This window comes from Allorhodopirellula heiligendammensis, assembly GCF_007860105.1.
Lineage (GTDB): Bacteria > Planctomycetota > Planctomycetia > Pirellulales > Pirellulaceae > Rhodopirellula > Rhodopirellula heiligendammensis.
This window is the reverse complement of the sequence record NZ_SJPU01000012.1, coordinates 1-26,445: the sequence shown is the minus strand read 5'-3', so window position 1 is coordinate 26,445 and position 26,445 is coordinate 1. Positions and strand designations below refer to the sequence as shown.

28 protein-coding genes are annotated in these 26,445 nt (G+C 56.0%); 14 read left to right on the top strand and 14 right to left on the bottom strand.

All coding sequences use genetic code 11. From position 1 onward, the window contains the following. Nucleotides 1–149 precede the first annotated feature (149 nt). Nucleotides 150–293, bottom strand: coding sequence for a hypothetical protein (locus Poly21_RS28050; protein WP_302120715.1), 144 nt, complete (start codon nucleotides 291–293; stop codon nucleotides 150–152). After that, nucleotides 293–1,597: a group II intron reverse transcriptase/maturase gene (gene ltrA / locus Poly21_RS26290; protein ID WP_146410045.1), complete on the bottom strand. Its 1,305-nt coding sequence runs from the start codon at nucleotides 1,595–1,597 to the stop codon at nucleotides 293–295. Before ltrA ends, Poly21_RS28050 begins: the two co-directional genes overlap by 1 nt. A gap of 628 nt (nucleotides 1,598–2,225) precedes the next feature. On the opposite strand from ltrA, the gene Poly21_RS26285 reads away from it, so the two are divergent. Continuing rightward, nucleotides 2,226–2,726, top strand: coding sequence for a hypothetical protein (locus tag Poly21_RS26285; RefSeq protein WP_146410044.1), 501 nt, complete (start codon nucleotides 2,226–2,228; stop codon nucleotides 2,724–2,726). 268 nt (nucleotides 2,727–2,994) lie between these two features. Here the strand turns inward: Poly21_RS26285 and Poly21_RS26280 are convergent, their stop codons facing one another. After that, the gene (locus Poly21_RS26280) at nucleotides 2,995–3,141 is read right to left on the bottom strand and encodes an ATP-binding protein (RefSeq protein ID WP_302120713.1); all 147 of its coding nucleotides are present in this window, start codon (nucleotides 3,139–3,141) and stop codon (nucleotides 2,995–2,997) included. A 485-nt stretch (nucleotides 3,142–3,626) separates the two neighbouring features. Between Poly21_RS26280 and Poly21_RS26270 the strand changes: the two genes are divergently transcribed. The 12 genes from Poly21_RS26270 (at nucleotide 3,627) to Poly21_RS26215 (ending at nucleotide 11,204) form a co-directional block, all read left to right on the top strand. Next, complete coding sequence (locus Poly21_RS26270) at nucleotides 3,627–4,262, top strand: hypothetical protein (RefSeq protein WP_146410042.1); 636 nt, start codon at nucleotides 3,627–3,629, stop codon at nucleotides 4,260–4,262. 31 nt (nucleotides 4,263–4,293) lie between these two features. After that, entirely contained in the window at nucleotides 4,294–4,662 is a 369-nt protein-coding gene (locus Poly21_RS26265; protein WP_146410041.1) for a DUF1257 domain-containing protein, read from the top strand. Then, on the top strand, nucleotides 4,659–4,853 hold the full coding sequence (locus Poly21_RS26260) for a DUF2997 domain-containing protein (protein WP_367302585.1): 195 nt from the start codon (nucleotides 4,659–4,661) through the stop codon (nucleotides 4,851–4,853). The genes Poly21_RS26265 and Poly21_RS26260 overlap by 4 nt, the downstream gene beginning before the upstream one ends. Nucleotides 4,854–4,867: 14 nt before the next feature. Further along, on the top strand, nucleotides 4,868–6,352 hold the full coding sequence (locus Poly21_RS26255; protein ID WP_146410040.1) for a Ycf46 family AAA ATPase: 1,485 nt from the start codon (nucleotides 4,868–4,870) through the stop codon (nucleotides 6,350–6,352). Nucleotides 6,353–6,649: 297 nt separating this feature from the next. Beyond that, nucleotides 6,650–7,594, top strand: a complete 945-nt coding sequence (locus Poly21_RS26250; protein WP_146410039.1) for a hypothetical protein — start codon at nucleotides 6,650–6,652, stop codon at nucleotides 7,592–7,594. 8 nt (nucleotides 7,595–7,602) lie between these two features. After that, the gene (locus Poly21_RS26245; RefSeq protein WP_146410038.1) at nucleotides 7,603–7,851 is read left to right on the top strand and encodes a hypothetical protein; all 249 of its coding nucleotides are present in this window, start codon (nucleotides 7,603–7,605) and stop codon (nucleotides 7,849–7,851) included. Nucleotides 7,852–7,955: 104 nt separating this feature from the next. Then, a complete protein-coding gene (locus tag Poly21_RS26240) occupies nucleotides 7,956–8,171 on the top strand; it encodes a hypothetical protein (RefSeq protein WP_146410037.1) in 216 nt (71 codons plus the stop codon). Between the two features lie 159 nt (nucleotides 8,172–8,330). Further along, nucleotides 8,331–8,555, top strand: a complete 225-nt coding sequence (locus Poly21_RS26235) for a molybdopterin converting factor (protein WP_146410036.1) — start codon at nucleotides 8,331–8,333, stop codon at nucleotides 8,553–8,555. Next, nucleotides 8,552–9,595 carry a hypothetical protein gene (locus Poly21_RS26230; RefSeq protein ID WP_146410035.1) on the top strand — a complete coding sequence of 348 codons (1,044 nt, stop codon included), beginning with the start codon at nucleotides 8,552–8,554 and terminating at the stop codon, nucleotides 9,593–9,595. Before Poly21_RS26235 ends, Poly21_RS26230 begins: the two co-directional genes overlap by 4 nt. After that, entirely contained in the window at nucleotides 9,486–10,136 is a 651-nt protein-coding gene (locus Poly21_RS26225) for an MPN domain-containing protein (RefSeq protein ID WP_146410034.1), read from the top strand. The genes Poly21_RS26230 and Poly21_RS26225 overlap by 110 nt, the downstream gene beginning before the upstream one ends. Next, nucleotides 10,133–10,828 (top strand): ThiF family adenylyltransferase, encoded by a 696-nt coding sequence (locus Poly21_RS26220; RefSeq protein ID WP_302120712.1) that lies wholly within the window; start codon nucleotides 10,133–10,135, stop codon nucleotides 10,826–10,828. Before Poly21_RS26225 ends, Poly21_RS26220 begins: the two co-directional genes overlap by 4 nt. Next, a complete protein-coding gene (locus Poly21_RS26215; protein WP_302120711.1) occupies nucleotides 10,821–11,204 on the top strand; it encodes a hypothetical protein in 384 nt (127 codons plus the stop codon). The genes Poly21_RS26220 and Poly21_RS26215 overlap by 8 nt, the downstream gene beginning before the upstream one ends. Nucleotides 11,205–11,522: 318 nt before the next feature. Here the strand turns inward: Poly21_RS26215 and Poly21_RS26210 are convergent, their stop codons facing one another. The 6 genes from Poly21_RS26210 to Poly21_RS26185 form a co-directional block, all read right to left on the bottom strand. After that, nucleotides 11,523–14,666: a type III restriction-modification system endonuclease gene (locus Poly21_RS26210; protein ID WP_146410031.1), complete on the bottom strand. Its 3,144-nt coding sequence runs from the start codon at nucleotides 14,664–14,666 to the stop codon at nucleotides 11,523–11,525. 149 nt (nucleotides 14,667–14,815) lie between these two features. After that, nucleotides 14,816–16,534: an RNA-binding domain-containing protein gene (locus tag Poly21_RS26205; protein ID WP_146410030.1), complete on the bottom strand. Its 1,719-nt coding sequence runs from the start codon at nucleotides 16,532–16,534 to the stop codon at nucleotides 14,816–14,818. Next, the gene (locus Poly21_RS26200) at nucleotides 16,534–18,483 is read right to left on the bottom strand and encodes a site-specific DNA-methyltransferase (RefSeq protein WP_146410029.1); all 1,950 of its coding nucleotides are present in this window, start codon (nucleotides 18,481–18,483) and stop codon (nucleotides 16,534–16,536) included. The genes Poly21_RS26205 and Poly21_RS26200 overlap by 1 nt, the downstream gene beginning before the upstream one ends. Continuing rightward, nucleotides 18,476–19,192 carry a DUF4391 domain-containing protein gene (locus Poly21_RS26195; protein ID WP_146410028.1) on the bottom strand — a complete coding sequence of 239 codons (717 nt, stop codon included), beginning with the start codon at nucleotides 19,190–19,192 and terminating at the stop codon, nucleotides 18,476–18,478. Before Poly21_RS26195 ends, Poly21_RS26200 begins: the two co-directional genes overlap by 8 nt. Further along, complete coding sequence (locus Poly21_RS26190; protein ID WP_146410027.1) at nucleotides 19,192–19,542, bottom strand: four helix bundle protein; 351 nt, start codon at nucleotides 19,540–19,542, stop codon at nucleotides 19,192–19,194. The genes Poly21_RS26195 and Poly21_RS26190 overlap by 1 nt, the downstream gene beginning before the upstream one ends. Before the next feature lie 30 nt (nucleotides 19,543–19,572). Further along, nucleotides 19,573–22,932, bottom strand: coding sequence for a helicase-related protein (locus tag Poly21_RS26185; RefSeq protein ID WP_146410026.1), 3,360 nt, complete (start codon nucleotides 22,930–22,932; stop codon nucleotides 19,573–19,575). Between the two features lie 146 nt (nucleotides 22,933–23,078). Between Poly21_RS26185 and Poly21_RS26180 the strand changes: the two genes are divergently transcribed. Then, entirely contained in the window at nucleotides 23,079–23,456 is a 378-nt protein-coding gene (locus tag Poly21_RS26180) for a helix-turn-helix domain-containing protein (RefSeq protein WP_146410025.1), read from the top strand. Nucleotides 23,457–23,592: 136 nt separating this feature from the next. On the opposite strand, the gene Poly21_RS26175 is transcribed toward Poly21_RS26180, so the two are convergent. The 5 genes from Poly21_RS26175 to dinB all read right to left on the bottom strand — a co-directional run. Further along, nucleotides 23,593–23,841 carry a 50S ribosome-binding protein YggL gene (locus tag Poly21_RS26175; protein WP_146410024.1) on the bottom strand — a complete coding sequence of 83 codons (249 nt, stop codon included), beginning with the start codon at nucleotides 23,839–23,841 and terminating at the stop codon, nucleotides 23,593–23,595. Between the two features lie 201 nt (nucleotides 23,842–24,042). Then, complete coding sequence (locus Poly21_RS26170; protein WP_146410023.1) at nucleotides 24,043–24,309, bottom strand: hypothetical protein; 267 nt, start codon at nucleotides 24,307–24,309, stop codon at nucleotides 24,043–24,045. A gap of 25 nt (nucleotides 24,310–24,334) precedes the next feature. Next, on the bottom strand, nucleotides 24,335–24,778 hold the full coding sequence (locus Poly21_RS26165) for a hypothetical protein (protein WP_146410022.1): 444 nt from the start codon (nucleotides 24,776–24,778) through the stop codon (nucleotides 24,335–24,337). Continuing rightward, nucleotides 24,775–25,233 carry a hypothetical protein gene (locus tag Poly21_RS26160; RefSeq protein WP_146410021.1) on the bottom strand — a complete coding sequence of 153 codons (459 nt, stop codon included), beginning with the start codon at nucleotides 25,231–25,233 and terminating at the stop codon, nucleotides 24,775–24,777. Before Poly21_RS26160 ends, Poly21_RS26165 begins: the two co-directional genes overlap by 4 nt. A 136-nt stretch (nucleotides 25,234–25,369) precedes the next feature. Beyond that, a partial coding sequence (dinB, locus tag Poly21_RS26155) for a DNA polymerase IV (protein WP_146410020.1) occupies nucleotides 25,370–26,445 on the bottom strand: 1,076 nt, incomplete at its 5' end.

The window sequence follows — 26,445 nt, the reverse complement described above, 5'->3', positions numbered from 1 at the left end:
AAGCGACCTAGGGGCAAATACGATCTACGCGGCAGTGCCTCGCAACGGCTGCAGGCTGCTGCGGGGCATCAACAGTCAACATCCTGATTCAAGATGGTTGAAACTGCCAACATGAGACATACTAGGGGCCGCATTGCTGCGGACCCCTCTCACACCACCGGACATGCGGGGCCGCATCCGGCGGTTCGTTTCTTGGAAGCAAACTTGCTCCAGATTTCCTCAAGGCTCGCTAGTCCGTTCTTCTTGAGATAGTCGATCGAGATCGCGACGTGCATCGCAGCACTCGATGACATCACCCAGTATCCTCTTCCACTGCATCCGTGCGAGATGGCTGCTCCCTACGCACTCCTAGTTTCAACAGCATTCGTACCCGCGTGCGGACCCGGTACCACTGTTTCCAGTAGCAAGCGCGGATGCGCCGTCGAATCCATTTGTCGAGATACTGCAACTGCGTCTTGCGTAGGCCGTAATGAAAGTAGCCAATCCATCCTTGAAAGTACCGTCGTAGTTCAATGAAGCGTGATGACATCGACCGGCCTCCGGTGCGGCGTGTTATCTCCTTCACGCGATCTTTGAATTTGCGAAGGTTCTTCGCACTCACTTCGAGGCGTCCGCCGAAGCCACGAAAGCGGTAACCGAGATACTCGACGTCCTCCGTGCGGCAAACGCTGCTCTTGTCGTGGTTGACCACGAGCTTGAGCTTTCTGGTGAGGTAACGTTCCACTGAACGAAAGACTCGTGTTGCTGACTGCTCGGTTTTGGAGAATACCAAGAAGTCGTCTGCATATCGCACAAAACGGTGCCCTCGCTGTTCCATTTCCTTGTCGAAGTCATCTAGCAGAATATTCGCAAGTAGTGGCGAGAGCGGCCCGCCTTGCATGGTCCCTTCGTTCGATGGGTGGAAGTCGGTATCGACCATCACGCCAGCCCGTAGGTAGTTCCCGATCAGACGCAACAATCGCTTGTCGCGAACCTTGCGAGCGACACGACACATGAGAACGTCATGTTGAACCGTGTCGAAAAATCTCGAAAGGTCCATGTTAACGCACCAGCGGTAACCCGCCCGGATGTGTTGCTGAACGAGATGGATCGCTTCATGGGCTGAGCGATAGGGACGAAAGCCGAAACTTGACTCTGAGAAACTCGGATCGAAGATCGGCGTTAAGACTAGCAGAATGGCTTGTTGGATTACGCGATCGATCACGTTTGGAATGCCGAGATCGCGAGTACCACCGCCATTGGGTTTTGGAATCGACTTCCGGCGTACGGGGCCGGGCTGGTAAGTCCCCTCCAAGAGTTGTTGACGCAGGTTCGGCCAGAGGTCTCGGAAGTGGTCGGGGAACTCGTCGATGGTAATCCCGTCTGGTCCGGGCGCGCCACGATTGGCTTTGACTCGTTCCCAGGCACATTCAAGATTGGCCGGGTCAACAATTTGTTCCATGAGGTTCATGGCCACGGTGTCCAAGGCTGGCTTCTCCATGATCGCCGAGTCGACTCGACCTGTGAGGGACTCCGAAGAGCACGGGCCGTTTGCTTCCTTCGCTCCTTTGTGGTTGTCGGAGGTCGGTTCTGTGTGTTTCGGATCGACTGAGTTCATGGATAGTTCTTCCTTGTCAAGAAACGTTCGGTCCTTCCCGTCTCCGCTGGCTGCGAAGAAGTGCGGTACTACGACCTCTGCTGACTTCTGCTCGCACGAGTCGGGTCACCCCGGTCGCCCCGCCTTTCAGGTCAAGCCTTACTCACGGGTACGCTTACAGATCTCCCCGAATAAGGGACGTGAACTTTCGCTGCGCAAGTGCGTCGCCTACAAACGGACGTTGTCGGAAAACGGCTTCGTGGTCCTCGGGCCACTCGCCTCAACATCCGCCTGCCTCCACGACGTTTCTGTTCGTCACCTCGCAGCTTTGGCGAGAACGTGTGCCAGCGACGGTTCTTTGCTGGCTTACCGGCCACATTCGCAGGCTTCCTCTCCACGGTCTGTCACCTCGCCGCAGTTGCCTTCGCCTAGTACTTCTTCTTGATCGATTACATTTGGTATGCTGTCCTTCGTTCAAGTTCCGTTTTCGTACAGGGGACTGGCTTCCCGAAGGAAGCGGCACCCCACAAGTTCACGCCCATGTCGGGCGTACCGACGAACCGAAGTCGCGGAATCGCCGTTGCTGGCAATTGAGAATCACTCGTCGCGACTCGGTTGTCGCAACCGTTCTGTGCACTGAGATGCGCGAGTGCGTAAACCTACGATTCGCTACGTTCTGATTGCAACCGCGGTAATGGCGGCATGCCTCGCCGTTCATCAAATACCATTTCCGCGTGCGGTCGTGATCGAGATCGGTGAACCGGTCCCCGATCCTCCCCCGTTCCGACCGCACCACATTCTCTCGTGGTGGTTAATTCGTGCCGGAACATACGTCGTGGGAATCTCAACTCTGATGCACGTGCTTACGTCACTAATCGGACTTTCGGGATGGCGACAATGGATGGCCGCGACTTGCGTCCCCACATTTGCACTGACTGCTTGGTATTCCTACTCTGTTAGATACCTAAACCACCATCCTGGATCACTCAACGAGTGGGATCACGTACAGATTGGGCTGATCGGTTTCACGGTCGGTTTCGCGGTCGTCACATTCGCGGTCGCGCTGCCAGCGTTGATTGCGGATCAACGCGTCGCCGAGACGCAGGACGGCACAGAACAAAAAATGCACGTGCGGACTGGCAAGGTCTGATTGACAAGCGGGTGTGAATCCCGTCCGGGTAAGTGCTAGCCACACGCCCGGTATCGAGTGTTGCAGCCAACGTATAAGGCGTGTTGCCGAAGTCGTTGGTTGAAGCGTACACAGAATGGTAGTGAGGGTGAATGGATCGCAGGTGGCCCTGCGGTCGTGAACGGGATTAGCTGTCAATTTGCGCCTGAAACAGTACCACTCATTGGCGCTTCAAACGGTACCAGTTGGTGAGGCCAGGCCGTGGAGCGGCTCGGTGGTACTGTTTGACTTAAGCTTCTTCGGTCGCCGACCCGGTTGGCGCTTTGGTACTGTTTGAACTTTTTGGCTGATTTCCCATCCGGTAGCTCCGACCGGTGATTTGCATCACGTCGCTGTGGTGCAGGAAGCGGTCCAGGATCGCTGTCGCGCTGGGCACGTCACCGATCAGCTTGCCCCACTCTTCAAGCTCTTGGTTGCCGCACCGACATCACGGATGCTCTGGCTGCTGGCGTCAAAGAGACAGCGATAGCCTTCTTTCTCTGACGCTCCGGTTTCAGCCACTTCGCCTGAAAAGCCGAAAACAGCTTGATTAGCGTAGAAATCACGTAAATCCCGCGTCAGAAATCGAATTTCGGCGTTTTTGGTGTCACTATTAATAGGGAATGACTTAGATTTTCTGAGTCCCCGTAACCCCCCTCCAAAGCCCCGTCGTTCAGTCATCTCACTCAGAGATGCCTGGATTGCGGGGCTTTTTTCGTTTCTATCCCATCGTTTTTGAAGGAGACCCAATGGCCTTTGCCGTTCTGGCGGCCAGCAGCGTGCTGGTCGTGCTACTCACCCTGGCTTGGGCGAAGGAGATTCGACTGCGGCGTGCTCTGCAGTCGCTCCTGGCCCGAGTCTTTTCCCAATGGAGAAATCCTCGTGAAGCAAGTGAAACATCTTCGACGCGTCGCGATGTGCCTGGCTCTGCTGATTCTCAGCGTCGCCGGGTGCAGTGACTCATCTGACGAACGGCTTGCTGCGTTTGCTCAACAATCGATGGCCGAACAACGCATGCAGAACGATCGGATCGCTGATCAGTCACAAGCCGTCGTGGCAGAAAGCCACCAACTCGCGGAAGCCGCGAAGGAACTGGTCAAAAGCGACGCGGAAGCTCGCCGGGAACTGATCGCCGCCCAATCTGAGATGACTTCGCAGCTCAATAAGCAGCAATCGGTCATCTACTCAGGCCATGACCAGCTCGAACGGGATCGTCGCAATATCGCATCGCAACGTCACCGAGATCCCATCATCGCGACGGTGATTCAGAACTTGGGACTGACCCTTGCGTGCGTGCTGCCGCTCGTGGTCGCGGTGTTTGTGATCCGGCAAATGCATTTGCAGGAGCCAGATCATGCGGCGGTCGCGGAGATGCTCGTTCTCGAAATGACATCGGATGAGCCAAGGTTGCTGCCCGGTCCCATGACTCGGCGTCCAGCGTTGGGTCACGACGACGAGGAAACCAATCACGCATTGTTCAGTGGTGACTCGACGGATGACGTCGAGCAACCGATCTAACCATTTCACTCAAGCAAAGGAGACTCAATCCATGAGCCACATTGTGGAAATCAAAACGGAAGTTCGAGATGAGGTCGCAATCGGTTCCGCTTGCCGACGTCTCAAGATGGATCCGCCCACGCGGGGCACGGTCAAGCTGTTTAGCAGCGAGGCAACCGGCGTGATCGTCAACCTTCCCGGCTGGCGATACCCGACTGTGTTCGACACGCAGTCGGGTCAAGCCCGTTACGACAACTTCGGCGGCCACTGGGGCAAGCAGGTTCAACTCGATCGCTTCTTGCAAGCCTACGCCGTCGAGAAGGCAAAACGGGAAGCTCACCTGAAGGGCCATACGGTCACGGAGGTGTCACTCGCTGACGGCTCCATCAAGGTAACCGTCACGGTGGGAGGTGCCGCATGATGCCAACCATCGAAATCGTCGTCTCGCCCACGGGCCAAACGCAGGTTCAGACCAAGGGTTTTACAGGCAGCCAATGCCGTCAGGCCAGTCAGTTCATGGAAACGGCACTTGGTCAACGCACCAGCGAGCAGCTGACCGCTGAGTTTCACCAGCAGGCCAATCAGCAGCAATCCAATCAACAACACCACTAGCAAGGAGATCAACATTGAAACTAAGCACTCGCCTCACGGAGTACGTGAGAGCATGTTTTACGGGCATCTGGATCGAGTCCCACGAGCACCAGGATGCCCTCACCGAAATCGCTCAGCTCTGCCGCGATCAACAATGGCAGCTGGCTACCTGGGACATCGAGTCCGGCTTGAACGTTCCCGATCAACCGCAACACGACACGATCGGCAACGATCCGTTGACCGCGATCCGGTCGATCAACGCTCTCGCCTCGCCTGATGGCACCGCGATTCTCGTACTGCAGAACTTTCATCGGTTCTTGCAGTCCGCTGAAGTCGTCCAGGCACTGGCACGCCAGATCGTGGCTGGCAAACAGAACCGGACGATCGTGGTCGTACTTTCACCGGTGGTGCAGATCCCGACGGAACTCGAAAAGATGTTCGTGGTGATGGAGCATGACCTGCCCAACCGCCAGGAACTCGATGAGATTGCTCGGGGAATCGCCACCGAAGAGGGAGAATTGCCGAAAGACTCCGAACTTCAAACGGTGATCGACGCAGCGGCTGGTTTGACTCGTATGGAAGCGGAAAACGCCTTCAGTCTCTCATTGGTTCGTCAGGAACGGATCACGGCCGATGCGGTTTGGGAAATGAAGACCCAAACGCTAAAGAAAAGCGGATTGCTTTCGCTATACCGCGGCGGCGAGGATTTCAGCAGCCTTGGCGGCCTGTCGGCACTCAAGGCGTTCTGTAAACGGGCCATGCTGCAGTCGCACAGAGGCAACTCACGCAATCGACCGCGGGGCGTGCTATTGCTGTCACCACCGGGCTGCGGCAAGTCTCAGTTCTGCAAGGCCCTCGGCAAGGAGGTCGGTCGCCCGGTGTTGAATATCGATGTCGGCAGCCTGATGGGTTCACTCGTCGGGCAGTCGGAGGAACGCACTCGCCAGGCACTGAAAATCATCGATGTGATGGCTCCGTGTGTGGCGATGATCGATGAAGTCGAAAAGGCATTCGCGGGAATGAACGGCAGTGGAGACTCAGGCGTGGCATCACGGATGTTCGGCACGTTCCTATCGTGGCTCAATGATCACGAGTCGGATGTGTTCGTGGTCTGTACAGCGAACGACGTCTCGAAGCTGCCACCTGAGTTCAGCCGCAGCGAACGTTTCGACGGTGTGTTCTTTCTCGATCTGCCCAGTCGTGAGGAGAAGGATGCGATTTGGAAGCTTTATCGAGATCTCTATGAAATCGACTCCGCACAGAGTGCTCCCGATGACACCAACTGGACTGGCGCGGAAATCAAGTCGTGCTGTCGTCTGGCAGCGTTGCTTGATCTGCCTCTGAATCAGGCGGCACAGAACGTGGTGCCGGTGGCTGTGACCGCTGCTGAGTCCGTGAGCCAGTTGCGTTCCTGGGCCAGCGGTCGATGTCTGTCGGCCAGTCGCTCCGGCATCTATCAGCAGACCAACGGTTCGCCGAAAGCTCGTCGCCGAGTCAATCGAGAACCGTCGAACAACTGAACTCCGTTTCTAAAATCCGGCTTTTAAAATCCGGATTTTGCCCCTAGCCGGTCGGTGTCCCCACGTGGGATGCCGTCCGGCTGATCGTGAACTGGCTGGGCGTTCGTAAGTCACTGAGCTCGTCCCAGAAGGAGGCTATCAAAGCCGCATCGAGAAGTAGATTCGTCCCCAAGATTGCGACAGCAATCCTCGAACAACTAGCGACCGCTAGCTGTTCTTTCAACTCGCTTTTTGCCACCCCTGCCAGGAGTCGATCATCACGATCGGCTTCCGGCTTTTCTTTTGGAGATTTTTGACATGTCCACTGTCCTCGAAGAACCGACGTCCCAAAGCGTCACCACCTCCAGTGATCGACTGCGGTCAACGATGGCCGCGGCCAGGCTCAGTTTCAACTGGCTCGGCGTTCGCAAGACCCTGACGTCGGAACAGAAAACTCAGGCTGCCGATTCCTTCGACGCTGAGTCGAAGTATCTGTCGGCGTCAAAGAAGCTGATCGATACGACCCACCCCGCGTACAAAGCGGTCACGTCGGTGCGATCGCGAGCGGTGTCGTACTGGAAGACGGTGTCGCTTCCCTATCCCGAGCCGGGATTGCGGCTCATCAAACGTGAAACCATCGGTGACTTTGACTCACAGATGGAGGCGTTTCGCGATGAGTTGGCTGTTGCCGTTTCCGAACTCGATCTGCATTTCACGGAAATGCGTGAAGCCGCTCGTGACCGACTCGGCGACCTGTTCGATGTGAGCGACTACCCAGTCACGCTGGTCGATGAATTTGCGATCACGCATGACTTTCCGGCTGTTGAGCCGCCCAACTATTTGCGGCAACTCAACCCGGAAGTCTACGAATCGGAATGTCGCCGCGTTCAGTCTCGCTTCGTCGAGGCTGTCGAGCTTGCCGAGCAAGCGTTCTTGGAAGAGCTCGCGAAGCTCGTCGAGCACTTGACCGAGCGAATCGCCGGTCAAGAGGACGGCAAACCGAAAGTGTTTCGCGACTCGGCGGTGACGAACCTGAACGAATTCTTCGATCGTTTCCGATCTCTCAACATCGGATCAAACGAACAACTCGATCACTTGGTCAGCCAGGCCCGAGCGGCAGTCAATGGAATCGGGCCTCAAGAACTGCGAACGAGCGAGCAACTTCGCCAGAGTGTTTCCACTCGAATGGCGTCGGTGCAAGCTGGTCTCGATCAACTGCTGGTTGATCGTCCACGCCGTAACATCCAGCGACGACCTCGATGAGCGGTGACATGAAAATGGTCATCACGCCGGCTGGGATTGTGCGAACCGTGTATTGCGAAGCGATCGAGCTTCAAAAACTCGGGAGCATCGATATACGCCGTGGATCGCACGTCGAACCCACCGACGACGGCCAATGGATGGCCGATCTTTCACCCGTTGACGGTCCGATGCTCGGTCCGTTCGACATTCGCAGTGAGGCACTCGATGCCGAACTTCAATGGCTCAACGAGCACTGGCTTCTGCCAGCGTCCCGCTAAGCCTTCACCAATCGATTTGATTCTTTCCCAGCCCTCGCGAATTGGCACCATGCCGATCGACGAGGGCTTTTTCGTTGACACCTTCCAACTCAGGAACCATGCACATGTTTCAAGCTGAAATGTACCGCAACATCGCTCGTACCACCGGCGACTCTGTCTCCACCATCAAGCGTCTCGGCTTTCTGATCGCCAATCCCTCGCAGCCGATCAGCGATCCGGAAGCCGAACACCTCGGCCCCCACGTCATCGACTGGGACGAGTTCGAGGCCCACCAAGAGGAGTTCGATGCGACCACATCATTTGATTTTGCAGCGTTGTAAACCGGACACCGGTTTCACCACTGCGACCCACGACCGGCGGCACTCTGAACGTGTCGCCGGTCGCTCTTTTGTCCCACGCGGAACCCGACGCCGACGACACCAACACACGCTGGCGACGACCGCACATCCCCATCACAACAAACCCAGGAACCACAAACCATGAAGATTCTGTTCATCAACAACGACGGCGCCGGATTCGCCAACCACATCGACATCGAAGCCGATACGACGGTGCAATCTCTGTTCAACCAACGCATCGGTGAAGGCAGGGAATCGAACTACTTGATTCGCGTCAACCGCCAGCCTGTCTCCAGCGACCAAATTCTGGTCGAAGGAGACCGTGTCTCGATCACACCAACCAAGATCGAAGGTGCGGCATCGTGAGTCGCGTCACACCACAAGCCCGCCGCACCGTCAAGCGTGCTTGGCGGATGGCGGGACTCGTCAAGGCGGCCGTTGATCGTCGTTGCTCACAGCATGAAAAGACGCTTCGAGTCCCATCGGCGGATAAGGTGAAGCGATGGCAACGCTTGATATCAGTCGCTAGATCACGTCAATATCACGGTGCTGAGCGATCGCTTGGCAAGCGTCTGCTTGACGCTCTGAACGATTTGCAACGCGAAGTCGATGACGCCATTTATGTGGCAGCCGCGTCGATGGCTCCACGACGTAGCATTTCGCTAGCTGATGTCACAGCCGACCTGCTGACGATCGAAGCTGAATTTCCAGCCTGCGATTTTGACTTTACGAAGCAAACCATCGCGGTCACCACTGAACCCATTGAGATCGAGTACACCCACCTCGGTGCGTTCCGAATCGAATTGGAGCTGCGATACCTGGGACAGTCATGTCCCTATCGCGTGGTCGCTGTCGATCCCAACCCAGCGACCTGCTGTGACTCGACGACTCATCCGCACGTGCAGTCGGAAGTTCTCTGCGAAGGCGAGGGCCACGGGCCGATCAAGTTGGCCCTGGCGGAGGGACGGCTGCTTGACTTCTTCACCGTCGTGAACCAAGTCCTGCACACGTACAACCCGCACAGCGCCTACACAACGCTGGGCGACTGGTCTGGTACCGAGTGCCGGGACTGCGGCAGCACGGTTGATGAAGACGACATTTGCTCGTGCGAGCAATGTGACGCCCAGATCTGCAGCGGTTGTACGTGCTCATGCGATGGTTGCAGCGAAACCCACTGCGACGACTGCATGACGAAGTGCGAAGGCTGCCGAGACCAATTTTGCGGAAGCTGCATCAAAAGCTGCGACCGATGTGACAATTCTTTTTGTGATGACTGTCTAACGGAGGAAAAATGCGATGATTGCGTTAACGAAGAAGAAGAGGAGGCGACGTCGGATCCCAGCGAGGAATCGTCAGAGCCTGCGGTTCACGCCCTATGCGTGGGCGAAACTGCTATTCCTGCGTGACATGGGGAATACGGAGGTCGGAATGTTCGGTATCAGCAGTCCCGACGATCTCCTGCTGATCGAGTCGGTGGCGATGGTTCAGCAGATCTGCACGCCCGTTACGGTGTCGTTCGATGACTCCGCAGTTGCGGACTATTTCGACGATCAGATCGACGAGGGGCACACGCCGGAAACGTGTGGACGAATTTGGCTGCACACGCATCCGGGCTCGTCACCGCTACCAAGCGGCACGGACGAAGAGACATTTCAGCGTGCCTTTGGCACTCCGGACTGGGCCGTGATGTTCATCGTCGCACGCGGCGGTGCCACATACGCTCGCTTGCGGATGAACGTCGGGCCGGGCTGCAACAAACGGCTTGCCGTCGAAGTCGACTATAACACCGAATTCCCGGAGACCGATCAAGATCTTTGGGAATCTGAGTATGAAGCCGCTGTCACGGTTCATGACCCGTTTACTCGGCGTCCGAGGACACTGACTGGTGATCCCTTTGAGTGGCGGGATGACACCGGCTGGTCGGAAAGTGAATGGGTGGCATCTTGAATACCACCCAAGATCGTTTCGAGCGTCAAGCGAGTCTCGTTCCGCGAGATCGTATCCGGGACACCAGCGTCACAGTGATCGGCGTCGGAGCGATCGGTCGTCAAGTCGCACTGCAACTCGCCTCCATCGGCGTCACGAAGTTGCAATTGATTGACTTCGACACCGTGGAGCTGACGAACGTCACCACCCAAGGCTACCGAGCCGATGAGATCGGGCAAGCCAAAGTGACGGCAACGACGTTGGAAGTCGAACGCATCGATCCATCGATCGAAATCGACTACATCATTGACCGCTTCCGCTCAATGCACCGCGTCGGTGACGTCGTGTTCTGCTGCGTCGACAGCATCGCGACGCGGGCAACGGTGTGGCGATGCCTTCAAAGGCGGATCCAACTGCTGATTGATACTCGGATGAACGGCGAGACGATTCGTTTACTGACGGCTGACCCCAGCAAATCACGTCATCGTTACGAATCGACGTTGTTCGCCCAGGGTGACGCTCACGCAGGAACCTGCACGGCAAAATCGACCATCTACGCGGCATCCATTGCCGCGGGCTTGTCCGTGCATCAATTAACACGCTGGCTCCGTGATATGCCACTGGACCGCGATTTCACCTTCAACTTACTCGCCAGCGAACTGAACGTCACTGGTGAATTCACACCCTCATTTCAGGAGAACAGATTTGCATAATGCGATCTCACTCGGCATTACGGCCGAAAGCTCACATGGACAGTCAGGACCAGCAGTCCGAGTGTCCGTGCCCCTGGACGCTCAGGCGAGCAATGACGCGATTCTTGCTGCCGTCCGGCGTTGCCGGACGCTGGCAGAACAATCACTTCCGAACGAGCCGGCGCAGCGGGATCCCTCGCAAACAGCACCGACCGGTCACCAACCATCGGTGAAACGCTTTGCGACTGAAAAACAGATCAACGCGATCGCGGTCATGTCAAAGCGTCAAGGCATCACGCTCGACCGCACGCTTCACGATCGGTTTGGTGCATCGGCACTCTCAGCACTGACCATCAGAGAGGCGTCCACGTTGATTGATGAGCTGAAAGGCAAATAACCCGCGTCGAAATAACGTTCACCACACCCCGACTCGCGAGCCCAGCCGGATCACATCCGGTTGGGCATCGTGAGCTTTTTTTTAGCTATCAGCTAAATGCTCTTGGCAATAACTGATCGAGTTTAAGATGGTCGACGCGGCAATCGTTTGCCCGCAGTGGCAAAGGCCCATGGCACGATTCGCATGGTGTACCGATATTGAGAAAACCAGAATCCGCGAGTGGGTATCAGCTGCGTGATTGAATTTGATCAATCGTTCGCTCCTTGTTTGTTTTCAAGACGTTTCCGGCAAACATCTCAGATGGCCTCTATTGTTGTGCTACGTCACCAGCCCCATCAGTTTCTCGTAGCTGTCGACGACGTCGTAGCGGACTTGCTCGTTGGTGATCTTGGCGAAGAACTTTCGTGCGCAGTCGATCTTGGCGGCCTCGATCTTTTTCAGCTCCAGTGTGCTCATGCTGCCCTTGGTCTCAGCGATGAAGAAGACGTGTTTGACTTTGCCCTGCTCGAAGGCGATTGCCCAGTCAGGATTGTAGTTGCCGACCGGCGTGGGGATCGTGAACGCTCGCGGGAGCTTGGCGTAGACGACCACTTCCGTTGATTTGTCCAGCGTCTCCACAAAAGTCCGCTCGGTTTTGCTGTCTGTGATCACATAGTCATACACGTGCCGCTGGGCCTCGTAGGCGCCAGAGATGTCGGATTTCTTGTCGGCGGTAAAAATGTCCGCGTAGTGCTCGCCATCAAGAGGATTGTAGACAAGGTGCTCGATGATGATCGTTGCCTTCTGCTCGTTCATCAGACGGGCGGCCTTCGACAAGAAATCCTCGGGATTGATACAGAACTGATGGAACGTCGCCGGCAAGATCCGTGATAAAACCGCCACCACCGTTTTTCGCGTCAGCTGGGTCGCCTCGCTGAGCTTGCCGACCATGTCGTAGCGGATGTGCGTCGGCACGGGCGAATCCACGGTATCCGTTTGATTCTCTTGCACCTCGAACGACGTTCGGTTATCCAGGTCGTCGACGCTCCCAGTCTCCTTTTGCACGCCGCGGTGGACCTCGTACCGAAGTTTCGTGACGTGCAGGTCTTGATTGAGTGCGGAGACGCAGTGGGTGATAAGCTCGTCGGTCTCAAAGTCGACCGCGTACACCGCCTTGTGATTGATCCTCGCCCAGAGATCTTGGAACTCTTTACGATCCAGGTTTTTCTGATTGATCGGGTTGCCCTTCGGCTTCCGCCCGTTGTCATACTGCGGCAATTTCGAGTCATCGAAAACGCTGTCGACAAGGCGGAGGATCGGCCCGGCCAGCGACGCCAATTCCTCGGGTAACGCAGCCAGTGTGCCTGAAGCTTTTGCCTCGTGGTACGTTGCCGTGATCTGATCCGAATCGTCCGTGTAGTCGTTTTTGACCAAATAACGGTAAATCTGTTTCGCAAGCTTGTCGTCGACGATGGTTTCTCCCTCGTCGGTCAGCAACAGTTTGCCCGTGAAATACGCAACACTGGCAAATCGAGGTCGGGCCGATAGTGAGTCCCGCATCTCGCCCTGCAACTTGCTGACGAAATCCTGGAAGCTCTCGTTCGCGACAACCGTCAACACATTCACATCATGGACAATCACTTTGTCGTCGATCCGCTGCCCAGTTGAATCGACGCACAGACGCAGGCCACGCCCGACTTCTTGTCGGCGCGTGACGGTCGAGCCCTCGTAATCGGTGGGCTTGAGCATGCCGATGACGAACACGTTCGGATTGTCCCAACCCTCGCGAAGAGCTGAGTGCGAGAAGATAAATCGCACGTTTTTCTTCCGTCGCATCAGTGGGTCATCCTCAGGTACCGGCAGCGACAGCAACGTCTCCTTGTCCCTGAGAATCAGGTCGTAGGCATCCACGTCGTCAGTTTCGCCCTTGGTCTCACCCGATTTCTTCACGGACGGATCGACGAGCTTGCCCTTCTTGTCGATCGAGAAGTACCCCGCGTGCGTCTGCGAGGCGTCAATGCCTTCGAGGTAGGTTTGATATGCCGCGTCCTCAGCGAAGAGCGTACGGTACTCCTCCCGCAGTTTCGCGTACTCGTCCTCGAAGTAGCACGCATAATCGCCCGCGACTTGGTTCCCGTCACTGTCGTACTGGCGGTACTTAGAAACCGTGTCGATGAAGAATAGCGTCAGCACCTTGATGCCCTTGGCGTGGAGGTCCTGCTCCTTCTCAAAGTGAGCCTTGATTGACTCACGAATCTGCAACCGGCGGAGCGTGTCCTCATTGGTGTCGCCACTGGTCGTTCCAGCGACCAATCGCTCGCCGTTAGTGAACTCGACGAAACCCTCGCCAAAACCTTCCACTCCACGTGCGTCGATATCGGCGACCGTAAAACCCTTGTATTGGTCGAGCTCGCCTGACGCCACGAACAGGTCCGTCCCCTTCTCCACCAGTTTGCGAATTCGCCTAATGCCGCTGGCGGTTTTCTGCTCGATCTCAAGCACACCGACGGGTGGCTTGCCCTTGCTCAGCCGGATGCCCTCCAGATAAACGTATCCATCGGTGCCCTTCAGCCCCTTCGTCGCGATGCCGCGTACAGCGATCTTCTTGACAAGCTTCTGGTTGTACGCATCGAGTGCATCCAGTCGGTATACCTTGTTGTGGTCGACCTTGTGGGTCGCGGAGTACCGCAGAATGATCATCGGATCAAACTGGGCCAGCGCTTTGACGGTTTGCTTTCCGCCCATGCGCTGGGGTTCATCCAGGATCAGAATCGGATGGTTCTTCTTTAATACATCGATCGGTCGGCGCGATTGAAAGTCGTCACGTTGCGAGAACATGATCCGGGCCGCGTTGTTCGCAGCGTCTTCTTTGAACGCATTGAACGCCTGGACGTTGATGATCATCACGTTAATGCCCGCGTCCGATGAGAAGCTCTCCAGCTCATGGAGTTGCTTGCTGTCGTAGGTGAAACAGCGAGCCTGACGCCCATACTGCTGAAGAAAGTGCTCGGCGGTGATCTCGAACGATTTTTTTACACCCTCACGGATCGCCACGCTGGGCACGACGACGATGAATTTGTTCCACCCGTAATGCCTGTACAGCTCGAACATCGTCTTGATGTAACAGTATGTCTTGCCCGTGCCGGTCTCCATCTCCACATCGAGATTGATTCCGCAGGTCGGGTTCGTGACCAGCGTCACCGACTGCGGGATGTTCTGTTCGAGTTGTATCCGCTGGATATTGGCCAGTAATTCTGGCGGTGTCAGCCGCAGATCGGCGTTGCGGAAACCCTCCATCTGATCGTCGGCGAAGGCATCGAAATACGTCACCTTCCCCTGCGGCGACATTGTCTTTTCCCGCTTCGCCGCCCCCGGATCAATGGCGTACTTGGGCGTCGCAATCAACGGCTGACCGGTGAAACAGTCGACAACCGCGGCCACCGCATCGGTCTGGTAATCTTGGACTTTGAACTGAATTTTCATGGCGTATGCGTGCTAAAGGTCTGCTAGAAGCGTGCTAAAAGGCACTTCGCCGCAAACGGCGTAAGTGACTACTGGGCAGTTAGTTGCGTCGCTGGCCGCCTCTCGGTAGCTAGCTAAAACACGGGTTTCAGAGCTAAATCGTGCTGCTCTTAGCACGTCTCGTCGCTTTCTGAACCGACACCCTTTTGCTCGAGCGAGGAAGCCTCGGGGCCGATGAACCAGCGTGACCCGCCGTTCTCGTACCGGCGATGAATGTCGCTGTTTCTTCGCAGCGATTGCAAGTAGTTTCGCACTTTATTGCGTCGCTGGTCTTCCGACAGCAAGGCAGGCAGATGGGGAATCAGCATTTTGTCCAAATCGACCCGCGTTGCCGAGCCGAATTGCTGAATGAAGTCGAGGATCAACCGCTGGTAATGCGTGTCGTCTTGAGCACGGGTGCGGATGTACTCGGCTTTTCTGTCCGTCGTCGCGGCAATCTGCGGGCTGACAACCAGGTTCGGTTGACGACCTTCGACTAAGCCCTGCCGCCGCAATCTCTGAACAGCGGTCTTGTCGATCGGCAGTCGTTTTTGCACCCGATCCAGCAGCCGAATATCGACCAGGGACAGTTCGGTCCGTTGAATCAGCGCCCGCGAATAGTCCGGATCAACAATCGCTCCGTGAATGGTCAACCGAACCGTTCCCGGTTCCGAAACATCGTAATCCGGCAACGGAAAAAAACGTTCGGCTTGGCCAACGTACATCCGGTGAATGCCGTAACCGAGCGTGTCGATCATGTTCAGACGCGTCATCGCCTGCATCAGGAACGGATTGCGGTAACTTCGCGGTGTTTTGTGTCCCATCACATAGTCGTCGGGATGGCCTTCAAAAAACGTCCCCGAGTTCTCGAGCACCAACCGGTCTGGACTCTCCGTGACCACGATCCGCGAACCGAGTCGATAGTCCTGGTGAGCGATGCAATTGTGAAGCGATTCAAGCACAATTCCTTGGTCATACTTGGATACCTCCACCGCGATCAGCGAGTCGCTGGGTAGGATTCGGATTTGTACGTTGCGAATCTTGTTGTACAGCGCCGTCGTTGCCAACAAGTATGGCGGCGTGAAAATTTGGTTACCTTGTTCGGGGCCAACGAGCTTCCAAACGATCTGCGCAAGATAGGGGCTTAACAGATGCGTTGAGGTCGTTTCGCCAACCAACAACAAAGCGGTGCGAGTGATCTGACCATCGACGGTCAGACCGGCACGATCAAGGAAGGTCGCCTCGTCCCAATGCTTGACCTCGTCGGCGGTAAAGATGCTTTTGTGCCGGATTGAAAAGTTCGCCTTTGCCTTTTCGACCGCTTCGTTGGAAAGATGACGACGCTCGGCATCGGGCACGATCGCTGCCGTCCAATCCTGGGTCAATGTCTGGTTGCGAATCTCGTCTCGCTTGTCGTCTGTGAGCGCGGCGAGGCTTTCGTTGGCACGTGCATAGAAATGACCATTCCAACTGATCGGGACACCACGCGGGGCAGGCGGAATCTCCAGCATCAGCACACGCGCACCATCGACGACAATCTCGTGGATCTCACGAAACGTCAGCGAAGGCGATGAGCCATCAGCGACCTGCTTTTTCAGGCTATGCAATCGCTCTTGATCGCGGCGATAAGACGAGTCCACAACTTCTCGTGTCTTGTTATCCACGCCAAACACCAACCAGGCCGTGTCCACGCAGCGAAGGTTGGCTTCATTGGACAATGCAGAAACGTACTTGCCGATGTCCGATGTCGAGTACGAATCGCCCACTGCCTTGAACTCGACGACTTCGTTTTCCCAGTTGTCGATCAAGCCATGCAGGATGCTTTCAAGTTCGCCCAATGCTCGCGGCATCACAGACTCCTTAATTGCGTTTGCGGCGACATTTGCTTGAAAACCTGCTCGACGTTGATCTTGTCGGCGTCGGTCGCGAAGCACCCGTCGCGGAACACGGCCCGCAGCGGGGATCTGGCGGCGATGGTCTTTACGAGTGACTCGGGGATGTCGGCGTCGAAGCACGCGACGAGGTCGGGGGCAGCGTGCTCAGTCTCGTTGACAAAGAACACCTCGCAGTTGTCGATCACCTCAGTCTTGATGGGCAGCCCCAAGTCGACGCCGCAGTCCAGCAGAACCTGGAATAACAGATCCTCGCCAGTGCGATCCGGCTTGATGTTATCGACCAACCCACCCAGCATCGCCTGCGACGTGTCGGCGGGCGAGTAGTAAACGTCCTTCATGTTGGAGGAGTCGATTTTGAGGACGCGGAACCCCAAGTCACAGTTTTGAGAATTCAATTGACCAGAAGCAGCGATCTCTTTGGAGGCCTTCACGATTCGAGCTTTCGTGATATCCGCGACAGTGGCAAATCCGCTGCGTTTCGCGACACTGTCCTCACTGCATGGCTCTGCGATTTGAACCAATATAAACCTCCGCCGTCCATTATCGTAGAGGTTTTGGTCCATCGTCGCGTGAGCTGTAGTACCCGACCCCGCAAAAAAATCCAGAACGATCCCATCGCGCAGCGATTGCTGGAGCATGTACTTCACGAGACCCAGTGGCTTGGGCGTTTCAAAAACACCCTTTCCCAGTAACTTTTTAACTTGAAGCGTCCCGCTTTCATTTGCGAACTCTGGCCCAATCCAGACACTCTTAGGAATAATGCGTTTTAACCCATCGCCCGACTGCAGATAATCGATTTGAAATACGTCCCATCGCTCTGTCCCGCTGACTTGCCGTGACTTCAACTCATCCAGTCGCTTCGAAGCCGTATCTCGCCCCCATCGCCATCGACCGTCCGTTCCATCGGATAGTTTTGGCAAAATTTCTATGGAATTACCATCGCCTTTAGACATGCTAACACCGCCAGTCTTTGGGTCGACATAGAAAGGGTAGAACATATTTGGGCGATCTTCTCGACGAGCACCAGAGCCTCTCTTACGAAGTCCCTGAAGGCGGTACCGACGTCCGCTCTCGTCCATATCCGGGTAGCCTGCGATGTATTCTTCGGGAAGCTCGACCCCTCGTGTTTCAAAACGTGCCTTCCCATAAGCAAGCATCTGATTGTGTGCAGTTGCGAAGTGTCTATCATCACTTCGCCCCTTAAGGTTGCTTACGACGGTGATTGATCCTAGAAAGCAACGTGAACCGAAAATTTGATCGCAAAGTTTCTGTAAGTTCGCCAGCTCTCCGTCATCAATGGAAATAAATATAATTCCATCGTCATCCAGTAATTGCTTTGCGATCTTAAGTCGCGGGCACAGCATCGTTAGCCAATCAGAGTGGAAACGCCCATTGCTTTCAGGGTTCAGGATCAATCTGTTGCCTTCCACATCCCTTTGATCCGTTAGAGACAGGTACTCATCCTCGGGCATCTCAAAACTGTCATCGTATACAAAGTCATTTCCAGTGTTGTACGGTGGATCGATGTAGATCATCTTGACCTTGCCCAGGTACGTTTCCTGCAACAGCTTCAGTGCTTCCAGGTTGTCCCCCTCAATAAACAGATTTTGCGTGGTGTCGAAGTCGACGCTCTCCTCCCGGCACGGCCGCAGCGTTTTTGCGATCGGTGCGTTGGCGGCCAGCATCGCTTCTCGCTTGCCGGGCCAGTTTAGTTGATACCGCTCCAGTGGTCCTTCGACGATCTCGCCGGACAATTCTTGTCGCAGCAGATCAAAGTCGATCTTGCGAGTGATCTGGCCATCATCGCCTTCCGCTTCGGTGAGGCAGTTGGGGAACAACTCAGCGATGCGGTCGATGTTGGACTGCACTAAGTCAGGGCTGTGCATTTTGAGCTTTTCAGGCATCGGCTTCCTGCGTCGATTGTGAGGTAAGTGTTTGGATTTGTTGATTGACCAGTCGTAACTGAGCGTTCCACTCGACTTTGCGGTTGAGCTGCTTTTCAGCGTTCATCTTCTTCGTGATCAGGTCCGCCTCGCGTCGGTGGGCGAGAACCTGACCATGGCGTTCCATGTGCGCCCTGAGGGTCTCACCGTCACCTGCGGGCACGTCGATCATGGACCGTAGTAGGCCGGCGTAAAGATTGCCGAGATTGAGTGATTGCGGAAGCGGCCTACGTGAGTTGTCCACGGCTAGCCACTCGCTGGCGACGTAATGGCTGATGACCCAGGCTTTGACGTCGGCCTCGCTGGCTCGTTTATACCCAGCGGTTTGCTGGACTCGGCCGCCAGCGTGAAGCTCGTGAATCGTCGGGTTAGGGATCACTTTGTCGATCGCCAGCAACACGGCTGGATCCAGTTCACTGCCGGTGCATTCGATTTTGATGACCTCGATCTCGGGCACATCCGTGGTCGCAGGCAGATTGACGGTTAGCGGAGCGAGTTTGTACATCCACGTGACGCGTGCGACCTGGCTGGTGAACAACTGCTTGAGTTTCCGATTGTTCCTGGCGCCAGCGTAGAAACGCTCCTTGTTGAGTACCTTTCCAAAAGCAGCGGCGTTTGGAAAGGCAAATAGTGAATGCTGAATATTAAATGGTGAATTGGTGGGGTGCATTAGCCTCGTGCCTTCTTGACGATCGAGGTGAGTATCGCGACCAGTTGACGGCTTTCCTCGGTCAAGTCCGTGAGTCTTTCTGGGGTTACGGTTGCTGTGTCGGCGAGAAGACGCAGCCAATAATGGGTTTCCCGAGCTTCTTTGCAAGCGATATACATTTTTGCGATAAAGTCGTTTTTGCTCTGCCCGGCCTGGGCCTCCTCAACATTCGCCCCCACCGACGTGCCCGAGCGAAGTAGTTGATTGGCAAGCGTCCGAGAAATACCCGGGTCCCTGTCCATCTCGCGACATAGTTTGACAACACGGCACGCAAATGCGTACGTGCGACGGTCAATATCCACGTCGGTCACAGCAATTCACCATTTACCATTCAAAATTCCCTATTCAAAGATCACCAAGAAGGCGATGAGCTCGAAGTCATCGAGTCCTTTGATGTCTCCTTCGAGTGCCGACGTGGGGCCGCCGGAGAACAGACTGTCGACGTCCGATTCCGCCTTGCGGTCGATGATGCTGCCGATGGCGATATCGAGCAGGTCGCTGTAGACCTTCATGTCGCGTCCGTCATCGGTCGCGTCATTAAACGGTTTGCACACCTCTTCGACGTGTTCTGACCGCCCCTTGCAGGCGGACCGAATAAGGTCCAGCAACCGTTTAACTTCCGTATGATCGATTACGACACTGCCATCCCGAGCGACGTAAACGACGTAATAGGGGTGTAGACGATTGTGTCCGCCCACGTTGACGCTGGGGTCGCGATTGCGGAGCGTGAAGATCACACCGGGGTGGAGGCCTCGCGAGGGGTCTGCGGGCACGACGCTGTGCATGCCGTTGGGAACATTGGCGAGGTCACCCTTTTCCTTGACGTACGCGAGCAAGTCCATGCGGAAATCGTTGAGGCCCAGGTCGGTGATGGACACGCCCGTTTTCACGTCTTCCATCTCGATGACCTCATCCTGCAGTCGCCGGAGCTGCTCTTTGCGGTAGGCGACTTCGCTATTCTCTGCGTTACCATCCAGCAGAACGTTGTCATCGCCGGTGGCGGTCATGTCGGCGATCACCATCCGATTTTCGACGCGTTCTTTGAGGTTAATGTAATCGTCCAGCGTGATGTCAGGCCAGTAGTTGACTAACTGGATGCAGGAATTGGGCGATCCGATGCGGTCGACACGCCCGAACCGCTGAATGATGCGGACAGGGTTCCAGTGGATGTCGTAGTTAATCACGCAGTCGCAATCCTGCAGGTTTTGCCCTTCGGAGATGCAATCGGTGCCGATCAACACATCGATCTCAGCTGACTCGTCGGGCATGATCAGCGATTTTTCTTTCGCACGTGGCGAGAACAGCGTCAGGATTGATTGGAAGTCGTAGCGACGTGGGCGGCCTCCGTCGTCCACGATAGTGCTGCGGGCCGGGAACGTGCCTGAGACGGTGGCAGTGTGGCCGCCGCTGTGATCGATCGTTCCGGCGGCAGCGTCGGCGTACGCAGCGACGGCGGGTGCGACATGCTCGTAAAGATACTCGGATGTGTCTGCGAAGGCGGTGAAGATCAGCACCTTGCGGTTACCAGGATTGATCGGTGATGCGAATTTTTCTTTCAGGTAACCGAGCAGGTGCTGCAGCTTGGCATCCTCCTTGGGTGTGACCTTTTGCATTTCGCGTAAAAGTTTATCGATGACGTCCAGGTCATGCTGCAGGTCGGCCTGCCAGGAGGGCAGGTCCATGTCTTCGAGGCGGATCTGCACTTTGCCGGTGGTGACGGCGTCTGGGTCAAGCACTTCGTCTTCGTCATATTCGCCAATGCCGTAGCGGGCACCTGCATCGGCGACTTGCATGGACTTACCGGTACGCTGGAACTCGTCAATCTTGGCCAGCAGCCCGCGATGGTTGCGTTGCAGCTTGGACAGTGTGATGCGGAACGCCTCAATGCTGCTTTCAAGACGCTTGAGCAGATTGACGGTCATCAGGTTCTGCAGGCTGCGCTCGCGGTCGATCTGACGAAACTTGTTGCCCGTCGGCGTATCGACGTCGTACTGAGCAGCGTAGAACGCCAGCCGGCTGGGATGGATGTAGGCAACGGGGGCGTATACGGCCAGGGACAGTGACGAGAGGCTGTTGTAAATTTCGTTGAGGTTGGGAACGTCGCCGCGATGTGTCAGGGGGCAGCGATAGGATTGCGGCGGCAACCGCGTGGGGAACGTGCCGACTTCCGCGGTGTCGTAAAAGGTCTGGATGTGCCGGCGGGAACGAGCGATGGTGACGCTGTCGAGGAGTTTGAAAAAGTCGAAATCGAGGCTTTTCAGAATGGCGTCGCTAGTCCGCTGGTCTGCGGGCAGCTTGGTCCACGCGTTGAAAGCCTGCTGGGCACGCCGGAAGATCTCACCGATGTCGCGCGACGTGTCCAGCTTGCGGTTGATCGCGTCGGTGTCACCTTCGTAGGCCAGTGCAAGCTGGTTTTTCAAATCGTTGAAGCGGTTGTTGACGGGCGTCGCCGACAGCATCAGTACCTTGGTTTGCACACCCGCACGGATAACGGCATTCATTAGTTTCTCGTAACGGGTCTCCTTCTCAGCGAACGCCTCCGCGTTGCGGAAGTTGTGAGACTCATCGATGACGACGAGGTCGTAGTTGCCCCAGTTGACTTGATCGAGCCGTGTGCCAAACGACTCACCACGTGTTCGCCCCAGGTCGGTATGACACAGCACGTCGTAGTTGAAGCGGTCTCTTGCGAAGAGGTTGGTTTTGACGTTACGGTTGAACGTCAGCCAGTTGTCCGATAGCTTTTTCGGGCACAAAACGAGCACACTGCGGTTGCGAAGCTCGTAGTATTTGATGACCGCGAGTGCCGTGAAGGTTTTCCCCAGGCCAACGCTGTCAGCGAGGATGCAACCGTTGAAGGTCTCGAGTTTGTTGATGATGCCGGTGGCGGCGTCGTGCTGGAAGTTGAACAGCTTTTTCCAGACCAACGTGTCGAGATAACCCGTCATGTCATTGGGCAGCGTGTCGCCGGAGACGTCTTCGAGGAACTCGTTGAAAATGTTGTACAGCATCTGGAAGTAGATGCGTTCCGGGGCGTTTTCCTGGTAGATCGAGGCGATATGCGCGCACAGTCGATCGGTGACCTCCTCAATCCGCTCGGAGTCGTCCCAGATCTGGTCGAACAGTCCGATGAACGTCTGGGTAAACGACGCTTCTTCACCTTTGTTGACAAAGTTCGAGACCGCGTCGCCTTTCTGGTACCCCAGGTCGACGGCGGTGAAGCCGTGCAGCGGCATGTAGACGGCGTCAGTGGCGTTCACGTCTCCGGCCTGTTCCGCGAGCTTGCGGCTGGCGCCACCGCCGCTGACGCAGGCAAACTGCTGCATAGGGGCTTTGGTGCGGTTGGATCGGAACTGTGCCTTCCGTCGCATCCACTCTGCGCATTCTTTGGCGATCGCTCGCTGGGTGAGTTTGTTTTTGAGCTGGATCTCAAACTCGGTGCCGTGCACGCTGCGTTCGCGTTCGGCTTTGGGGATGTAATACTCCCTGGCCACCTTTTTGCCACTGTCGGTGACGTCGTGGGGCAGAAACGTCGGCGAGGTGAAGATGAACTGCAGTGAATCCACCTTTTCCAGTTCGGCGCGAAGTGCCTCGAAGGCATAGATCGAGAAACATGAGGCGGCAATGCGCAGCTTGGCGCCGGGACGGATCGTCCGGCGCAGGTCGTCGCCCAGCAGCGTGTTGATGTTGTCGATCAGCTCCATGGCTGCAAATTTCCTTCGCACGCGAAACATTGCATTCCCGGTTTGACCGGGAAGTGCCAGCAGCATAAGCTCCTCACATGGGGGTCACAACCAGCCCATGCTTTTGACGGACCTAACCCGTGATCTTGAAGATCGTGGACAGAACTATGACTCCAAGCAAACTCGCGACGAAGAACCGGGCCGACGACGTCGACGCAAGCTTTGGCCAGCGCGTCAGGCAATGGCGTTCACTTCGTTCCCTGACCCAAACGGAATTGGCTTCTCGTATGAACGTCAGCGTGTCCTACATCAGCAAGGTCGAGAACGGCAAGCTGCACTTTGGCGATTACCCGTCGGCCAAATTTATCCACAAGTTGGCGGATGAACTGAAGGCGGACGAGGACGAATTGCTTCTTCTCGCCGACAAAGTTCCGCCGGCGATCCGTAAACGGATTCGGCAGCGACCGAATCTGTTTCGTCTGATTGCGAAGTTGGACAATGGAGCGCTCGATCGACTGGAATCCTCTCTAGACACAGTCAATTAACGGAACAGAGGGGGCGTTCACTTTTGGAACTAAGTCAGGGATGGACGTCACTTTCACGCGACGCATTGCAGTCTGATACTCTGGCCCTGAGCATCGTGGAAGGAATGCGAGATGATGTTGGGTTCTTGACGCCCCGTCAGTCGAGCACCGCTTCCCGATCTTCCTGTGTTACGCTACCACGCCACGGACCTTGAACGACGCCAGACCAATCGTACTGCCCGCCGCCGCCAAATTGCAGTTGGTTCTGCTCGATCATCGCGATGAAGTTGTCGGTCAGCTTATCGACGTCCTGAAGGGAGATTGATGCGTCGATGCGGAACTGCAAGTCAAAGCAGTCCTCACGGAATTCTCCAATTCGGCGTTTCTTCCGGATTCGCTTGTTCATTCGGGCAGTTGTGGATTTCAGTTTGATGAAGGTCACGATTAACGCGACCGCGATTGCACAATTCAGGCAGCCGACTGCCAACAAGGCGATTCGTGTTGGGATTCTGAGTCTCGATCGGTACTCGTGGAAGCGAATTCGCGAGCACCCAACCAGACGTGCGAAAAATTAACCGCTCCACATCGCATGGCTCGACGTGTTTCGCTAACCATGATTTCGAGACTGAGCCCGGCGATCAACCACAAAAGCATGGCCCAGTAGGCCAAGAAACCCAGAAAAAGCAAAGAAACCGAAAAAGCCCGACAGCCGCTGCAGGCCAAATCCATCGAGGCCCGGAACATACGCGAGGAAGCTGAGGAAGCCGAGGAATCCAATGAACATCGGTAGCGACAGCTTGATGGAGAAACGAGCGATTCGAATGGCATCTTCGTTTCTGAGCCCAAGCCGCACGGGAATGTCAAAAAGGTTCATCGCAATCGTTCTCCGCTCGTTGTCGCTACACAGGACCGGACCAAAGAAAGCGTTCGGTGTGAATGTTGCCACCCCGGATGCCAGCACGCGAATTGCCGATAGTATCCGGGGTTAGATTCTCTGAGTCAAGAAAAAAGTGACTGGAGCAAATGCAGCGACCATCGAGGTAGTCGACGGTCACACAAACACCATCAGACATCAACGCGAGAACGAAACGAGCCGCGTCAATTGCTGCCCTGAAAACGTCAGTTGTGTCCGGGTATTGAAATCCGCGAAAGTGCGTGTGGTGGATGGTGCCAACATCGACAATGAACTCGTCGCCGTCGTCGTGAACGACAATGGGGCCGAGTTTGCCGGATGCGGCCGGCAAAGTGAGACGGTGGCCGCTGTCGTCGGCGTAAATCCAGGCTGAGGGATCGAGCCCAAGGTCGATGCACGCGCCCAAGAACAGGCTTAGGTTCGGGGTCACCGATGAACTCGCTGCGACGCCACTGGTTCATTGGCATGAGAGTATTCAAGAATGCAAAACCACGCGATGATGACCGGGCAGATCAACGCGGCCAATATACTAGGCATGGCATGTTGCGGCCAGTTGAGCGAGGCAAGCGACTCAGGGGTCGCGTAGAGTGAAGTCGCGAACCAAATGAGTGGCGTTGAGACAGAAAACGCAGCAAGCAATCCCATGAGTGCGGGGAACGGAAGAATCCGGTCACGTAGATACCAAAGCACAGCGCCCAGGAGGTTCATCAGCACGCAGCTGCCGGCAGGCAATATTGCGAGTTTCGGTTGGCCATTGAACGCGAGTATTGCGGCAATTGGAACGAGCCAGGCCGATCCACCGAACACGCCACCGCACCAACCGCTAACTTGCCATTGGAAGCGTCGTGGCCCAATCATCGCTGATTTACAGTCCGATTTGTTCATGGCATATGTCTCGGGATACGTTTGATTCACTCGGGGAGCGGTCGTCGTTAACGGGCACGGCAGGCTAATATTCCAATTCTAAACGCCTGATACCGATTCCGCTGCACTGCATGGCTATTCGCAGTCTGTTCTCCGTCTACGACCGCGGCCGCGTGTTTCCCTTGCTCAGCGATGAACTGCCGAACTTATCACGCACCGCATCGCTAACCGCATCCAGTTTCCGTTGCTTCGCGTGTTCTTGGCTTTCTGGGTCCGCGTCAAACAGGGTCTGTTGGACTAACTGATCGCCGCTGAAATTGCCGACTCCGACACCGATCAATCGCACGCTTAGCTGATTCCCGGAAAGGGCTGCATCATGCAGATCCTTGGCGACCTGCCATACTTCGGCCGTCACGTCGGTCGAACTTAAGAGCGTCCGAGATCGCGTAATCGTCCGAAAGTCGGCAAAACGGATCTTCAAATGGACCGTTCTCGCTTGCTCGTTCTTCCGCCGCAAACGTCGCATTATCTGCTCAGTCAGATCCAGCAACCACGCCCGTGACAGATCTCGGTCAGCGATGTCTGTTGCAAACGTTGTTTCGTGGGAGATCGACTTCGCTTCACGGTCTGACACAACGGCACGATCGTCGATCCCGCGAGCCAGCTTCCAAAAGTGCTCGCCCTGACTTCCGAAGTCTTGCCTGAGCGTTTCAACCGAGCGTTGGCGAAGTTGCTCGATCGTGTGAATGCCAAGTCGATCGAACACGCCACCGGTGACCTTCCCGACGCCCCAAATCCGTCCCACCGGTAACGGATCCAGGAAAGATTGGATTTGATCGGGCGGGACGACGACGAGGCCGTCAGGCTTTCTCACGTCACTGGCGATCTTCGCTAAGAATTTGTTCGGGGCAACACCGACAGATGCGACGAGCGACGTTTCCTCCATGATCTCGTCTTTAATCAGGCGAGCGATTTTTGCGGCGGTGCCAAAGAGTGATTCACACCCGCCGACGTCAAGAAAGGCTTCATCAAGCGATAGCGGTTCAACGAGCGGTGTGTAGCGAAAGAGGATGTCCCGGATCTGGCGCGAGACTTCGGCGTAATAACTCATCCGAACGGGCAAGACGACGACATCGGGGCAGAGCCGCAACGCTGTCGCCATTGGCATGGCACTATGCACGCCAAATTTACGCGCCTCGTAGTTTGCCGCTGCCACAACGCCACGCCCCTCGG